Origin of the sequence: Asticcacaulis sp. (genome assembly GCF_047605585.1) — a bacterium.
Taxonomy (GTDB): domain Bacteria; phylum Pseudomonadota; class Alphaproteobacteria; order Caulobacterales; family Caulobacteraceae; genus Asticcacaulis.
In genome coordinates this window covers 214,376-229,744 of sequence record NZ_JASGFK010000003.1, presented here as the reverse complement: position 1 = coordinate 229,744, position 15,369 = coordinate 214,376, and the positions used below count along the sequence as shown (strand labels likewise).

The 15,369-nt window shown below is 61.6% G+C and carries 14 protein-coding genes; 8 read left to right on the top strand and 6 right to left on the bottom strand.

Annotated elements, in window-relative coordinates; translation table 11 throughout:
* The first annotated feature begins 4 nt into the window (after window positions 1–4).
* The 6 genes from QM647_RS10290 (at window position 5) to mutL (ending at window position 8,123) form a co-directional block, all read left to right on the top strand.
* The gene (locus tag QM647_RS10290) at window positions 5–844 is read left to right on the top strand and encodes a hypothetical protein (RefSeq protein ID WP_414995424.1); all 840 of its coding nucleotides are present in this window, start codon (window positions 5–7) and stop codon (window positions 842–844) included.
* Between the two features lie 148 nt (window positions 845–992).
* On the top strand, window positions 993–3,932 hold the full coding sequence (gene ileS / locus QM647_RS10285) for an isoleucine--tRNA ligase (protein ID WP_414995423.1): 2,940 nt from the start codon (window positions 993–995) through the stop codon (window positions 3,930–3,932).
* 5 nt (window positions 3,933–3,937) lie between these two features.
* Entirely contained in the window at window positions 3,938–4,465 is a 528-nt protein-coding gene (gene lspA / locus QM647_RS10280) for a signal peptidase II (protein WP_414995422.1), read from the top strand.
* 104 nt (window positions 4,466–4,569) lie between these two features.
* Window positions 4,570–5,142 (top strand): DUF3035 domain-containing protein, encoded by a 573-nt coding sequence (locus QM647_RS10275; RefSeq protein WP_414995421.1) that lies wholly within the window; start codon window positions 4,570–4,572, stop codon window positions 5,140–5,142.
* A gap of 81 nt (window positions 5,143–5,223) precedes the next feature.
* Entirely contained in the window at window positions 5,224–6,015 is a 792-nt protein-coding gene (locus QM647_RS10270; RefSeq protein ID WP_414995420.1) for a methyltransferase, read from the top strand.
* A gap of 203 nt (window positions 6,016–6,218) precedes the next feature.
* Window positions 6,219–8,123, top strand: coding sequence for a DNA mismatch repair endonuclease MutL (gene mutL / locus QM647_RS10265; protein ID WP_414995419.1), 1,905 nt, complete (start codon window positions 6,219–6,221; stop codon window positions 8,121–8,123).
* Window positions 8,124–8,231: 108 nt separating this feature from the next.
* On the opposite strand, the gene QM647_RS10260 is transcribed toward mutL, so the two are convergent.
* The 3 genes from QM647_RS10260 to QM647_RS10250 all read right to left on the bottom strand — a co-directional run bounded on the left by QM647_RS10260 (window position 8,232) and on the right by QM647_RS10250 (window position 11,245).
* Window positions 8,232–8,381, bottom strand: a complete 150-nt coding sequence (locus tag QM647_RS10260; protein ID WP_414995418.1) for a hypothetical protein — start codon at window positions 8,379–8,381, stop codon at window positions 8,232–8,234.
* Between the two features lie 206 nt (window positions 8,382–8,587).
* Window positions 8,588–9,163 carry a 16S rRNA (guanine(966)-N(2))-methyltransferase RsmD gene (gene rsmD / locus QM647_RS10255; RefSeq protein WP_414995417.1) on the bottom strand — a complete coding sequence of 192 codons (576 nt, stop codon included), beginning with the start codon at window positions 9,161–9,163 and terminating at the stop codon, window positions 8,588–8,590.
* Window positions 9,164–9,166: 3 nt separating this feature from the next.
* Window positions 9,167–11,245 carry a pseudouridine synthase gene (locus QM647_RS10250; protein ID WP_414995416.1) on the bottom strand — a complete coding sequence of 693 codons (2,079 nt, stop codon included), beginning with the start codon at window positions 11,243–11,245 and terminating at the stop codon, window positions 9,167–9,169.
* Window positions 11,246–11,318: 73 nt separating this feature from the next.
* Here QM647_RS10250 and QM647_RS10245 point away from each other — a divergent pair, with 73 nt between their 5' ends.
* A complete protein-coding gene (locus tag QM647_RS10245) occupies window positions 11,319–11,780 on the top strand; it encodes a nucleoside deaminase (RefSeq protein ID WP_414995415.1) in 462 nt (153 codons plus the stop codon).
* Here the strand turns inward: QM647_RS10245 and QM647_RS10240 are convergent.
* Window positions 11,777–12,718 (bottom strand): FUSC family protein, encoded by a 942-nt coding sequence (locus tag QM647_RS10240; protein WP_414995414.1) that lies wholly within the window; start codon window positions 12,716–12,718, stop codon window positions 11,777–11,779. The genes QM647_RS10245 and QM647_RS10240 overlap by 4 nt on opposite strands.
* 25 nt (window positions 12,719–12,743) lie before the next feature.
* Here QM647_RS10240 and QM647_RS10235 point away from each other — a divergent pair, with 25 nt between their 5' ends.
* Window positions 12,744–13,613 carry a mechanosensitive ion channel family protein gene (locus QM647_RS10235; protein WP_414995413.1) on the top strand — a complete coding sequence of 290 codons (870 nt, stop codon included), beginning with the start codon at window positions 12,744–12,746 and terminating at the stop codon, window positions 13,611–13,613.
* Between the two features lies 1 nt (window position 13,614).
* On the opposite strand, the gene QM647_RS10230 is transcribed toward QM647_RS10235, so the two are convergent.
* Together QM647_RS10230 and QM647_RS10225 are read right to left on the bottom strand one after the other, a co-directional pair.
* Window positions 13,615–14,274, bottom strand: coding sequence for a hypothetical protein (locus QM647_RS10230; protein ID WP_414995412.1), 660 nt, complete (start codon window positions 14,272–14,274; stop codon window positions 13,615–13,617).
* Between the two features lie 132 nt (window positions 14,275–14,406).
* Window positions 14,407–15,366 (bottom strand): acetyl-CoA carboxylase carboxyltransferase subunit alpha, encoded by a 960-nt coding sequence (locus QM647_RS10225; RefSeq protein ID WP_414995731.1) that lies wholly within the window; start codon window positions 15,364–15,366, stop codon window positions 14,407–14,409.
* Window positions 15,367–15,369 lie beyond the last annotated feature (3 nt).

Sequence of the window (15,369 nt, the reverse complement as noted above, 5' to 3'; positions counted from 1 at the left end):
TCAGATGCGGACGGCACTGCTGATTATTTCAAGCCTGATTGCGCTGTACCTGCCGGGCATAGCCAGTGCAATGAGTGGCTATAATGACTGCGATTTCTCCGATCTGCATCGCTTCGCCACGCCCGGCCTGACCTTCACGACCGGCCGGATATCGAAAACCGTGTCCTTCAAGCCGGCCGCCCTGTTCGAAGCCGCCGGCCCCTGCGTCGGCCTCGAACCGGCCCTGTGCGGCGGACCGCCTGCCAATACGGTCGACCGCGGCCAGTCGGTGATCATCGCTTTTGAACGCGATGCCGTGGCCTGCGTCATCTTCCAGACAAACGACAGCTTCAGTTCCGGCTGGGTCGACAAGGCCCGTATCAGCATCAAAAAGGCAAAGCCCTTGTCGTCGCTGGCCTGGCAGGGCGTCTGGCATGCCGATCAGGGGCAAACAAAGGCCAATCTCACCGTCATGAGCGTTGCAGATTTCTCAGGCCGCTACCAGGCCCAGCAGGCTCATCCCGACCCGGAATCGGTCTATGCGCTCCTGACCTACGACCCGCTGAAACGGAGTGGTTTGAGCGCGCAAAGCCTCGGCCTGACTGGCTATTCGGCCTATAGCTTCGCTACCATCGGCGGCACCGATACGCATCTTGGCATGTTCACCGCCACCACCGCCTATAATGGCCCTGTCCTGCTTTATGACGAGGCCGCCGAGGACGGGCATCCGCCACGCGAAACCGACTGTCTGGTGGCCATGCTGAACTTCGGCGACAGCCTGGCGGTCACCGACCAGGGCCGCTGCGGCGGCGAAAGCGTGCGCTTCAACGGCACTTTCAAACGCGCCAAGACGCAATTGCGCTAGGAAAAATTGAGACGCTCTGATAAAGCCAGAGCCATGTTGATGTCCGGCCGCATAATTCGAATTTGAAACCCAGTACGAGGCCGTGTTGCCCGTGCTGGGAGTTTTGTTGCGCCCAATTGTAGACATCCTTTTATAAGACCTGAGATTCATGTCCGATTCCAATGCTTCCGTGACCGCCCGCGATTACCGCGAGACCGTCTTCCTGCCTGAAACCGACTTCCCCATGCGCGCCGGCCTGCCCAAGGCCGAGCCCGAGCTGCTGAAAAAGTGGGAAGAGGCCGATCTCTATCACGCCGTGCGCAAGGCCCGTCAGGCGGCCGGCGCCCCCCTGTTCGTGCTGCATGACGGCCCGCCCTATGCCAATGGCAACATCCATATCGGCCACGCGCTCAACAAGATCCTGAAGGACTTCGTCGTCCGTTCGAAACTGCTGGCCGGCTACGATGTCGATTACGTGCCGGGCTGGGATTGCCACGGCCTGCCGATCGAATGGAAGATCGAGGAACAGTTCCGCGCCAAGGGCCGCAAGAAGGATGAGGTGCCCGCCGCCGAATTCCGCAAGGCCTGCCGTGAATATGCCGCCGGCTGGATCGATGTCCAGCGCGAGGAATTCAAACGCCTGGGCGTACTCGGTGAATGGCAGGACCGTTACGCCACGATGGACTTCACCACCGAAGCCAAGGTGACGGCCGAGTTCCACAAGTTCCTGATGTCGGGTCAGCTCTATCGCGGCTCGAAGCCGGTGATGTGGTCGCCGGTCGAGCGCACGGCCCTGGCCGACGCCGAAATCGAATACCATCCGCATGTGTCGCCGACCATCTGGGTGAAGTTCCCGATCCAGCCGGGTGACTGGGGCGATGCCTCGGAAGCTTTCGCGCACCTGCACGGCGCTTCGGTCGTGATCTGGACCACCACGCCGTGGACCATCCCGGCCAACCGCGCCGTCAGCTTCAATCCCAAGGTGGCCTATTCGGTCTATGAGGTCACCGGCGTTAAATCCGAGGAAGACCTGGGCTTCGCGCCATGGGTCAAGACCGGTGACAAGCTGGTCCTGGCCGACAAGCTGGCCGAGGGCGTGCTGCAGGCCGCCAATGCCACCTCATGGACTAAGGTCATCGATGTGCCGCCGGACGTTCTGGGCGGCCTCAGGCTGTCGCACCCCCTGGCCGCGCTCGATGCCGGTTATGGCTTCGACGTGCCGATGCTGGCCGGCGATCACGTTACCGACGATGCCGGTACAGGCTTTGTCCATACCGCACCTGGCCATGGCGCCGACGACTACAATGTCTGGCTGAAATCCGGCCGTTCGCTCGATTCGATCCCCGATACGGTCGATCCCGATGGCGCCTACTATCCACACGTACCGCTCTTCGCCGGCCTCAAGGTGCTGGAAACCGAGGGCAAGAAGGCGGGCAAGTTCGGCGACGCCAACCCGACCGTCATGAATCGGTTGATCGAGACCGGCAACCTGCTGGCGCGTGGCCGGGTCGAGCACTCCTATCCGCATTCGTGGCGTTCCAAGGCTCCGGTTATCTTTCGCAATACCCCGCAGTGGTTTATCCGAATGGACGGCGAAGAGTCCTTACGGGATAAAGCCATGGCCGCCATCGCCGCTACCGCCTTCTATCCCGACCAGGGCCGCAACCGCATCGGCGGCATGGTCGAGACGCGCCCGGACTGGCTGATCAGCCGCCAGCGCAACTGGGGTACGCCGCTGGCCATGTTCGTCGACAAGACAACCGGCGAGCCGCTGAAGGACGAGGCTGTCAACGGACGCATCATCCAGATGATCGCCGATGGCGGCGCCGACGCCTGGTTTACCCGCCCGGACGCCGATTTCCTTGGGAATGGCTACAATCCGGACGACTATGAGAAGGTCACCGACATCCTCGATGTCTGGTTCGATTCCGGCTGTACCCATGCCTTCACCATCGAAGGCCGTGAAAATTCCGCCTGGCCGGCCGATCTCTATCTTGAAGGCTCGGACCAGCATCGCGGCTGGTTCCAGTCGTCCTTGCTGGAAAGCTGCGGCACGCGTGGCCGCGCCCCCTACAAGGCGGTGCTGACCCACGGCTTCACGCTCGACGAGAACGGCGAGAAGATGTCGAAGTCCAAGGGCAATACCATCGCGCCTCAGGATATCGCCAAGGACTCCGGTGCCGAGATTCTGCGCCTGTGGGTCGCCTTCGCCGACTATTCCGAAGATCAGCGCATCGGCAAGCAGATCATCCAGACCACGGTCGACGCCTATCGCAAGTTGCGCAACACCCTTCGCTACCTGCTGGGCGCGCTGAATGGTTTCACTGATGGTGAGGCGGTCGACTATGCTGACATGCCTTCGCTGGAACGCTATATCCTCAATGAGGTTCATGCCCTCGATGGCAAGGTGCGCGACGCCTATGCAGTCTATGATTTCGCCGGCGTGGTTCGTCCCGTCGCCGATTTCTGCATCCAGACGCTTTCGGCGCTCTATTTCGATATCCGCAAGGACAGTCTCTATTGCGACGCGCCTTCGTCGCTGAAGCGTCGCGCCTGTCGCACGGTGATGCACATCCTGTTCGAGCGCCTGACCCTGTGGCTGTCGCCGATCCTGACCTTCACTGCCGAAGAAGCGTGGGCGTCAAGTGGCAACACGCAGGCCAACCTGTTCCGTGTGCTCGAGGCGGCGCCTGACGAATGGCACAATGTGACCGAACACGACCGCTGGCAGAAGATCGAACAGGTTCTGTCGGTCGTCACCGCCGCCCTGGAAGAAAAGCGCCGCGACAAGGTCATCGGCTCGGCCCTCGAAGCCGCGCCGGTGGTCCATATCGCTGATAACGCCGTCTGGGAAGCCATGCAGGAGATCGATGCCGCCGAGGTCTTCCGCACCTCCCAGGCCACATTGACGATCGAGCCCGCGCCTGCTGATTCTTTCAAGCTGGAAGGATTGGCCATGATCGCCGTGGTCTTCGCGCAGGCTGAAGGCCGCAAATGTGCCCGTTCGTGGCGCATTCTGCCAGAGGTCGGTTCGGACCCGCGCTACCCCGATCTGTCTCTGCGCGACGCCGAAGCGGTCGCCGCCTATGACGCCACCCACGCTGGATAAGCCTTATGGATAAGCTGCGCGCCCACTTTACCCCGCTCTACTCCTCGCTCGGCCTGAAAGCGCTGGGGCTGGCCCTGCTTGTGCTGATCCTCGACCAGCTGACCAAGCTCGGCGTCTGGCATGGCCTGAATCTGCAAACCATTGGCGATCAGGTCAATATTTTGCCCATCTTTTCACTCACGATGGTTCACAATCAGGGCATCAGCTTCGGCTTCTTCCATTCGGAAGGCGCCGGACGCTGGGTTCTGGTGCTGTTTCAGTTCGGCATGGGCCTGGCCCTGATGGACTATGTGCGGACGCAAACCAATGCCTGGCTGGCCCTGAGCCTCGGGCTCATTATTGGCGGGGCGATCGGAAATGGTATCGACAGGGCCCGTTTGGGCTTTGTCATCGATTTTCTCGATTTTTCCGGAACGCACATTTTCCCATGGGTTTTCAACGTCGCCGACAGCGCGATCTGTATCGGGGTGGCTTTGCTGGTCTGGTATTTCGTCCGCGCCGACCTGACAGCGAAACGCAAGGACGCTGCCTGACGCAAAGCGCTTGGCAGCAGCAGATAAAACAAGTATCACTTCCCCCACGATCCCGGCATTGGTCGGCGTGGCTAAAGCACCGAATGGGGACACTGGAGCAAATGATGAAGTCGGTTAAGATTGCGGCGGGTCTGTTGATCGTGGCGGGTGTCGCCCTTTCGGGTTGCCAATCCACCCGGAACGCCCTGGGCCTGAACAAGGTCGTGCCCGATGAATTCCGCGTGGTCACCAAGGCGCCGCTGGTCGTGCCGCCGGATTACGCCCTGCGTCCGCCCGCCCCCGGCGAGCCGCGCCCACAGGAACTCCAGCCGGAAAGCGCCGCGCGCCAGGCCCTGCTCGGCCAGCGCGACGCCAGTAACCGTTCCGCCGGTGAGACCGCCCTCGTCGCCAAGGTCGGCGGCGACAAGGCCGATCCGCTGGCCCGTTATGTGGTTGACGACGAATTCGGCGATCTGGCCTATAAAGAGCCGACCTTCGCCGACAAGGTGCTGTTCTGGAAGAAGCCGCCCGTCGCTTCGGATGACGCCAAGGCCGCCGCGGCCAACGCCGCCATCGGTGATACACCGACACCGGTCGATGCCGCTTCGGAAGAAGCCCGCCTGAAGGCCCTGGTCGGCGATCAGCAGATCATCATTACCCAGAAGCCGATCAAGAAGTCCAAGCTGCCGGGCCTCTAGGTTGAACTGAAAATTCGGATAGTAAAGGCGTTCCTCGGAGCGCCTTTTCTTTTTTGGCCATCATAAACAGGAGGAACTTTCATGGTCTCACAGCGTATCCTCTCCTTCGCCCTGGTACTTTCCCTTGCAGGTTCATTATTTGGCCTCACGCACACCGCGATGGCCGCCGAAGCGCCGGAATGCGCCCCCAGCGCCACGCTCGATACACGCATCGAGGCGGTGCTGGCCAAGGCCGATCGCCCGGCCAAGCAGCGCGCCAACGATGCCAACCGTCTGAGCGAGACGCGCTTCGTGCTCGACCATGTCAAGCCCGGCGACCACGTGCTCGATCTCGGCGCCGGCGGTGGCTATGCTTCCTACCTGCTGTCAGCGGCCGTCTGTTCCGGCAGCGTCGATTCGCAGAACCCGCAGAAATGGGATGTCGATTTCAAAGCCTTGCCGGCGCGCGAGGAGATGGCCGCCGCCCGGCCCAATATCCATCTGGTGCAGAGTGATTTCGACAAGGTGCCTATGCCCGCGACGCCGTACGATGTCATCTTTATCGGCACCATCTATCACGACACCTATAATGAAGCCGGCCATGATGCAGTGACCATGGACAAGACTCTGCTGGCGACGCTGAAGCCCGGCGGGCTGGTCATCCTGACCGATCACCGGACCGCCGATGGTGTGGGCGCCGCCGCGACCGATACCCTGCACCGCATCGACAAGGCCACCGTGTTAGCCGATTTCAAAGCGGCCGGCTTTGAACTGGTGGAAGACAATGACAGCCTGGCCAATCCGGCGGACGATCACACGAAGAATGTTTTCGATTCCTCGATCCGGGGCCATACCGACCGCATGGCGCTGGTCTTCCGTCGGCCGTTGCATTAAAGGTTTAACCACGAAAAGCACGAAAAGAAGATAAAAGCGCAAAGTGGTGTAGCGCCTGTGCGCAACACTTCCGATGTCAGAGGTTGACGTTTTTATTTTGTAAGAGCCCCGGCCCTTAAGACGTACCTTCTCCTATTTTGTGCTTTTCGTGGTTCTCCTTAACGATGCAAGACACATCTCCCGACTCCCGCTATAAAGGCCGGATGTCGAATATTCAGCGCCTCCCCCAGGACACTATCAATCGCATTGCCGCCGGTGAAGTGGTCGAGCGGCCCGCCTCGGCAGTCAAGGAACTGGTGGAAAACGCCATCGATGCCGGCGCCACCCGGATCGACATCCGCGCCGATCTCGGCGGCCTGTCGCGCATCCTGATCGAGGACAATGGCTCCGGCATGGGGTCGGACGACCTGCAGCTGGCCATCGAGCGCCACGCCACCTCCAAGCTCAAGCCCCAGGCCGATGGCACCTGGGACCTGCTGCATATCAAGACCCTCGGTTTTCGCGGCGAGGCCCTGCCCTCCATGGGTTCGGTGGCGCGGCTCGATATCACCTCACGCCTTAAGGATAGCAGCCCGCTCAATATCCGCGTCGATGGCGGCGTCATCGCCCCGCTCAGGCCGGCAGCCTTTGGCGGCGAGCATGGCACGCGCATCGAACTGACCGACCTGTTCTATGCCACGCCCGCCCGGCTGAAATTCATGAAGTCCGAGCGCGCCGAGAACATGGCCATTGCCGAAGAGGTCAAGCGTCAAGCCATGGCGCATGAAAATGTCGGCTTCGCGCTCGAACTCGACGGCAAGAAACAGTTCAAGCTCCATGCCGAAAGCGCCGGATTCGAGGGGCGCCTGAAACGTTTGGCCGCCCTGCTCGGCAACGATTTTTCTGAAAATGCCCTGCTGATCGATCAGGCGCGCGAAGGTGTGCGCCTGACCGGCTATGCCGGCCTGCCGACCTTCTCGCGTGGCAATGCCGCGCATCAGTATCTCTTCGTCAACAACCGCCCGGTGCGCGACAAGCTGCTGGCCGGTGCCCTGCGCGCGGCCTATGCCGACTTCCTGGCGCGTGACCGCCATCCGCTGGCCGCCCTGTTCGTCGAGATCGATCCGCAGGAGCTCGATGTCAACGTTCACCCGGCCAAGACCGAGGTGCGCTTCCGCGACCCGAACCTGGTGCGTGGCCTGATCATCGGCGCCCTCAAGCACGCCCTGGCCTCGGCCGGCCACCGCGCCGCCACCACTGTGGCGCACCAGACAATCAGCGCCTTCCAGCCGCAGGTGGTACAGCCCCTGCTCGGCCTGAACCGGCCCTATAACCCGATCTCGCCTGCACAGATCGCCGCCGTGCGCCCCTATATGGCGCCCTATCCCTCCGAACCGGCGCCCTTTGCCCCGACCGCACGGGTCGAGGCCGAGCCGGAACCCTTTTACGGCGATTACCAAGGCGTGGCCGAGGCCTATGCTCCGGATCTGGTAACGGAAGTCTCAGCTCCTGCCTTCGCGCCCACGCAAGCCCCAACCTTGGAGGAAGCCTTTCCCCTGGGCGCGGCGCGGGCGCAGCTGCACGAAACCTATGTCATTGCCCAGACGGCTGACGGGCTGGTGATCGTCGATCAGCATGCCGCTCACGAGCGCCTGGTCTATGAACAGATGAAGCTGGCTATGGCGGAAGGCCATGTGCAAAGCCAGAGCCTGCTTATTCCGGAGATTGTCGACTTGGAGCGCGAGGAGGTCAGCCGTCTGATGGCGCGCCAGACCGACCTGCAGGCCATGGGGTTAGGCATCGAGGCCTTCGGCCCGACCAGTGTGCTGGTGCGCGATATCCCGATCCTGCTGGGCGATTGCGATATCTCAGGCCTGGTGCGCGATCTGGTCGATGACCTGACCGAGCATGGCGAACTGCTGGCCCTGAAGGAACGGATGGCGGAAATCTGCGGCGATCACGCCTGCCGCCACAGTATCCGCTCCGGCCGCCGGCTGACGGCTGACGAGATGAACGCCCTGCTGCGTCAGATGGAGGCGACGCCCCATTCTGGCCAGTGCAATCATGGTCGGCCGACCTATGTCGAGCTAAAGCTCAAGGATATCGAAAAACTTTTTGGGCGTCGTTAAAGACGACCGGGGCGCTGCGATCCTTCGCGCGCCCCGGCAATGGCCCCCGGCCCCGAGAAAACCCATTAAAAAAGCCCGTAACGGACAGTTACAGGCTCAAAAAACGGATCAGTGTGTCAGGTTCAGAATGATCAGGCCGAGGCCCATGACCACGCCCCAGACCTGGACGCTGAGGCCAGCCACCAGAAGCAGCTTGAGGCCCTCGGCGCGGCGCTTGACGGTGCGCGGCGATACGGCTTGTGCAGTTTGAATGTCCATCACTTAACCCCTAATTTTTAGTAATAGTCTACTCAGGCTACCAGCAATTTTTGTGCCTCATTCTGCGGGCCGATTTGCTGTTCATGCCTTGTTAATGACATATTGGGGATAAGAGTTAAGAACCGTCAATAGATAATTTTTAACCCTGCGTTAAATATACCACGCACGGCGTTTTTATTGATTTTTTATTTAATGAAATCCAGCGCTTACGAATTAAAAATTTTTTGTTGCAGGAAGAGAACCTGCGCCGCGCCATAGGTTTTAACGTTGATTTTCTGCCACACGCCTGTGACAAAATCGTCCTCATCAGCGGCTCGTTCAAAGACGATTATGGCATTTTCAGACAACCAGTTACCGCTGATCAGCGCGTCCAAAGCCTTTTCTCCCAAGCCTTTGCGATAGGGTGGATCGAGAAAAACGAGGTTGAAGGCCTCGGCTTGCGAACCGGGACGCGGTCCGAGTTGGGTGGCGTCGCGCCGGTGGACGCGGGTTGTGCCAAAAAGACCGAAGGTTTCGACATTGTCCCGGATTGCGCCACGCGCCGCCTCGTCAGTTTCGACAAACAGGCAGAAGGCGGCCCCGCGCGACAGGGCCTCGAAACCCAGCGCGCCGGAACCGGCGAACACGTCCATGACGCGCGCGCCCTCCAGATTCGGTGCCCAGTCGGCATGGGCCAGGATATTGAAAATCGCTTCGCGCGCGCGGTCGGAGGTCGGACGGGTGTTCTGCCCGTCCGGCGTCACAAGGCTGCGGCCCTTGAAATTGCCACCGACAATCCGCACGGCTTAGCTATCGCGGCGCGGCTTGAAGCCTGGCTTCCCGCCTGGACGGGGACCGCCGGACGGGCGATCACCCGTTGGGCGACCACCGGAAGGCCTGCCGCCCGGCTTTCCCTTGAAACCGCCCGATGACGGACGATCGCCATAGGCCTTGCGTTCACCACCTTCACGCGGCGCATAGTCGCGCTTGGGGCCACGGCTTTCGCCATCACGGGCGGCATAGGGTTTCTTGAACGCGGGACGATCCCCTTCCGCGCGGGGCGGACGGTCACCGAAGTCGCGCCTGGGGCGATCACCATAGGCGCGTTCGCCACCCGCGTTATCACGCGAGGCGTAGGGCTTCTTGAAGGCCGGACGATCCCCCTCCGCACGCGGCGGACGGTCACCAAAATCACGCCTGGGGCGATCACCATAGGCGCGTTCGCCGCCCGCGTTATCACGCGAGGCATAAGGCTTCTTGAAGGCCGGGCGGTCGCCTTGCGGACGGTCGCCGCGTTCCGGACGCGGTGTCCACTTCTTCTCGCCGCGGTCTTCACGAGACGCCCCACCGAATTCGCGCTTGGCGCGTTCATAGGCACCGGACTCACCGGCGGGAATGCCATTGTCATCGCGTTTGGCGTAGGGCTTCTTGAACGGACGGTCGCCCTGAGGACGGTCTGATCGCGGGCGATCGCCAAAATCGCGCTTCGGGCGGTCACCGTAAGACTTGCGCTCGCCATCTTCGCGGGCTGCATAGGGCTTCCTGAAGGCCGGACGGTCACCGTAGGACTTCCGCTCGCCGCTCTCGGCGCGTGGCGTCCACTTCTTTTCCCCGAACGACTTGCGATCGGCGAAATCACCCTCGCGCGACGGGCGGCGATCACGGGCCTCGCCATCGCCTTCAAAACGCGGACGCTCATCGAAATCGCGATCCTTATAGTCACGCTTTTCAAACTCGGTGCGCGGCTTCCATTCTTTCGGCTTATCACCGAATTTCTTGTCCCCGAACTTTTTCGCCCCGAATGCCGGCTTATCGCCGAAGGCTTTCTTTTCAAAGCGATCGCCACCGCCACGGCGGCCGGCGGGCGCCTCCGCGTCACGGTGTGCAGCAGGACGGCTGCGGGTCTGCGACGCGCCTTCCGGCGGCAGATTCTTCAGCGGCACGACATCGGCCAGCAGTTCGCGAATAACGCGCGGTCCGACCTCTTCCACCTCACCGACTTCGAGATTGCCCAGCTGGAACGGTCCATAGGCCAGGCGGATCAGGCGATTGACCTTCAGGCCGATCGATTCCAGCACCTTACGGACTTCGCGGTTCTTGCCTTCAGTGATCGAGACCGTGACCCAGCAGTTGGCGCGGCCATCGGCCTTTTCCGCCACCTTGTCGAGCGTCGCTTCCATCGGACCATAGATGACGCCGTCAACCGTTGTGCCGTCCTTCAGCGTATCGAGGCGCGCCTGGGTCGTGTGGCCGAGCGCACGGGCGCGATAACGGCGTACCCAGCCGGCGGAAGGCAGTTCCAGGGCACGGGCCAACTCGCCGTCATTGGTCAGCAGCAGCAGGCCTTCGGAATTGAGGTCGAGACGGCCAACCTTGAGCACCCGCGGCAGATCCGCCGGCAGCTTGTCAAATACGGTAGGACGCCCCGAAGGATCGCGTTCGGTGGTCACCAGACCGACCGGCTTATGATAGCGCCACAGACGGGTCGGTTCAGCCTTGCCGACCTCCTGACCGTCGACCGTAATGACATCGGTCGCCTTGACCAGGACCGCCGGGGTTTCGAGAATGCGACCATTGACGGCGATCTTGCCAAGCCCGATCAGGCGCTCGATCTCGCGGCGTGAGGCCAGGCCGGCGCGCGCCAGCACCTTGGCGATGCGTTCACCGGTATTAGCGGCGGGCTTGGCATCGGTTTTCGCCGGTTTTTTAGCGCGGTCCTTCTTGCCGGCAGCCTCCTTGGCGTCGCGCATATCCTGCGGCATGTAGCGGTGACCGTCGGCGATCTCCTGCAATTCCTTCGCGGCCTGGATTTCCTGCGGCGTCAGTTCGCGTTCGGATTCATTCTGGGGCTCGTTACGCTCTCCAGCGTTACTGTCTTGGGTCACGGTATATCTCTCTAAATGTGTTTGACGCCGTATTTGCTTGACGTCTGAACTCAGGCCCGTCTTTAAGTCGTCCATGGAAGACGATATCGACTTGATGCGTAAGGCGCTGGAACAGGCGCAAGATGCGGCCCGGTCCGGCGAGGTGCCGATAGGCGCTTTAATCTACGATCCGTCAAGTAAAACTGTTGTAACAAGCGCGGGAAATGCGCCGATTTCGTTACATGACGCCACGGCGCATGCCGAAATACGGGCTTTACGGGCCGCCGGAGAGAAAATCGGCAATTATCGCCTGACCGATCTGTGGCTCTATGTGACGCTTGAACCCTGCGCCATGTGCGCCGGCGCCATCAGCCATGCCCGCATCGGCCGGGTCATCTATGGTGCGCCAGACCCCAAGGGCGGCGCCATAGAGCACGGACCGAAATTCTTCGCGCAACCGACCTGCCACTGGAAGCCAGACGTTACCGGTGGCGTGCTGGCAGAAGACAGCGCCGATATGCTGAAAAGCTTTTTCAAGGCGCGCCGGAAACCTTAACTGATCAGCTTCGCCAGGCGCGTCACATCTCCCGCCAGGGCGCGCACCATCCAGTTCTGCACGCCGGTCACTTCCGGTAAAGCCTGCCAGACGGTCTTGTCGTCAACAGATTGGCCGGCGCGCAGAGCGTCAATCTGAGCCAGCAGCGCTGCGCAAAAGGCTTCCCGGCCCTCCCCCGGTTCGCGCCGCCATTCCACGCGCAGCAGCAGGCAGACCGCCTGGGCATGACGCACCAGTCGAACCATCTGTCCGGAGGGATCGTCCTCGGCATGGCCCTTGCCGTTATCGCGGTGCATCTGGCTGAGGTCCAGCAAGGCCCGACGCAGTTTCGTATCGGCTTTTTCCGAGCGCGCATCCGGCGGCGTCAGCAGGCCGCCAATCATCTGCGCCAGTATCTGCAAAGCCTTGTCAGCCACCGCGCGCTTATGGGGTGTCGGCAGGACCAGGACGGAAACGGCGATGCCGATACAGGCGCCCAGGCCAACCACAATCGCGCGGGCCACAGCGGCCTCTTCCACGCCGGCCGTGGTTGCCGATGCGGCGCCCAGCATCAGCACGGCGGCGATCAGTGAGGAGCGATATTCGGAATTATAGGCTGTCAGCAAGGCCAGCGGCACCACGCCAATCAGCAGGCGGACATAGTCATTCAGGCCGAAGCGGTGCAGGAACAAAGTGCCGAACGACAGCGCGATCCCTGACAACGTGGCCACCAGCCGCATCAAGCCAGCCCGTAAGGCGCCCTGGCTATAGGGCCGCACCACGATCAGGGCGCTGAGCACGGCGCTGAAGGCATGCCCGCCGGGTAAAAAATGGCCGGCGAACAGCGCCAGCACAGCCGCCAGCACCAACCGGGCCGCAAAGGCGCCCTGCGGCCAGTTAAATCGCGACCATGAAAAGGTTGTCAGTCCGCCCGTCATCCCATACGGATAGCCGGTCACCTGTTATTTGCCAAGGAGCCTTTCAATGTCCGGCACAAGCTTCAACCTCGGTCCCCTGCAGTCCTTCGTGGATGAGATCGGACGCGAAGCCGGCATTGTCTGGGCCAAGCTGGGCGAGCATCCGGATATGATGGCCAATATCGGCTGGGCCGCGGCGATCTTCGCCATTACCCTGATGCTTTCCAGCATGGCGTCCGATGCCGTCAAGCGCGCCTCGCGCCGGCTGGTGCACAAGGACGGCGACCGCACCCTGCTGGAATTCTTTTCCCAAGTGGTGCGCTGGCTGATTCTGGCGGTTGGACTGGTGGCGGTGCTGAACCGGCTGGGGGTCCAGACGGCCTCCCTGCTGACCGTGCTCGGCGCCGCTTCGCTGGCTATCGGCCTGGCCCTGCAGGGCACGCTCGGCAATGTGGCCGCCGGTCTGATGATCCTGTTCAACAAGCCTTACCGCATCGGCGACACAGTCTATATCGGCGAGATCAAGGGCACGGTGCATCGCCTGGGCCTGTTCGCCACCGAAATCGACAATGCCGATAATATCCGCGTCTATGTGCCCAATACCAAGGTCTTCAGCAACGAGATCTACAATGTCACGACCAATTCGGCCCTGAAACTAGAAGTCCTGGTCGATTTGGCCTATGACACCGACCTGAACCGGGCCCTCGATATCCTGAAGGATGTCGCCCTGAAACAGCCCGAGCGCCTGAGCGCGCATGAACCGGTGGTTGGATTGACGGTCTTCGGCGCCAGCGCCATCACCGCGCGCATCTTCCTGTGGGTCATGCCGGCGCATGGCAACAGCGCACGCACCAGCCTGATGATCGATATCAAGGCCGCCTTCGATGCGGCGGGGATCGAAATCCCCTATCCGCATCAGGTCAGCTTGAATAAGTAGGTTAGAACTTATAGCGCAGGCCGATTTCAGCGACCGGATAGGTCTTGTAATCGTCGATATCGTCCTGCAAATCCTGGCGCTCACTTTCCAGCGCCGCCTGGACTTCCGGCAGGTCGGCATAGACGCTGTCAGAGGTCAGGGTCACATGCGACTTGCCCTGGAAGTAGGCACCAGCCTCGACATTGATCTCGACCTTGCCGATCGGCCACCGGGCGCCGATACCGAGGTAAGGCACGGTGTCGGCAAAGGTGGCGCGGCCATTGAGCGTGCCGACCTGGTCTTCCGTCAACGTCACACCGCTGACCGTGATCGTGCCGTTGGCGCGGCCGGTGGCGGCGATCTTGTTATCGTTCTTGTAGAGACCAGCGCTGAGATACAGCGGTCCTTTTTCCGTGAAACGATAATCCAACTGTGCGCCGTATGAGGCCAGCTTCAGGTCGCCGTCATAGCGGATATCATCGCTGGTGTCGTTATAGCCGATATTGGCGCCATTGGCGATGGCGCGGAGGGTAAAGTGCGGGCTGAGCTTCAGGCCGAATTCCGCCCCTCCCCCCAGGGTACCGACGCGAGCGCCGATAAAATCAGGTTCGACCGCCTGGGCGGTGGCGGGGAGGACGACGGCCGCGGCCATCAGGCCGGCAAGCATAAACAGGTGACGCATTGGATGGCTTCCCAAACTATGGTTGTTGCGCCGCAGCGTAGGAATAGCGCTGTCGGTTCACAAAGTGATTTGAGAGGCTGGATTATTAGGGAGCGGTAAAGGAAGCCTGAACCACTCGCTGAGAGCTGTGGATTACGCCAGTCCCTTGCGGCCGATATCGTAGAAGCGCTGGGCACGCTGATCGACCAGTTGGTCTGGCGACAGGAAGCTCATGGCCTGGAGTTCGTTTTCCAGAACATCGCCGAGCGTTTCGATCATCAGTTCCGGATTGGAATGGGCGCCGCCCGCCGGTTCCTCGACGATGCGGTCGACAATCCCCATCTTGAACAGGTCCGGGGCGGTGATCTTCATCTGGTCGGCGGCATCCTTGGCGCGCGAACCGTCATGCCACAGGATCGAGGCCGCGCCTTCCGGCGAAATGACCGAATAGATCGAGTGTTCGAGAATCAGCACGCGATTGGCGGCGGCAAGCGCAATGGCCCCGCCGGATCCCCCCTCGCCCGTCACCGTGGCGATGACCGGCACGCGCAGGGTCAGGCCCTTTTCGGTCGAACGGGCGATGGCCTCGGCCTGGCCGCGTTCCTCGGCGCCAATGCCGGGATAGGCGCCGGCGGTATCGACAAAGGTCAGGACCGGCAGACCGAATTGCTCGGCCATTTCCATCAGGCGGACGGCCTTGCGATAACCTTCCGGACGGGCCATGCCGAAATTGTGCTTCAGGCGCGTCGTGGTGTCGTGGCCCTTTTCATGCCCCATGACCACGACCGACTGGCCACGGAAACGACCGAGACCACCGACAATCGCCTGGTCATCCCCGAACTTGCGGTCACCGCGCAGTTCGACGAAATCCTCGATCAGACCGTTGATATAGTCGACCAGGTGCGGGCGTTCCGGATGGCGGGCCACCAGGGTCTTCTGCCACGGATCGAGATGGGAATAGGTTTCGCGACGCAGGACTTCCGTGCGCTGGCGCAGGGCCTGCACCTCGACATCGAGATTCGCTCCACCGCTTTGCGACAGGGCGGAAAGCTCCTCGATCTTGGCTTCCAGGTCCGCGATCGGACGTTCGAATTCGAGATAATGTCGCATCAGGCC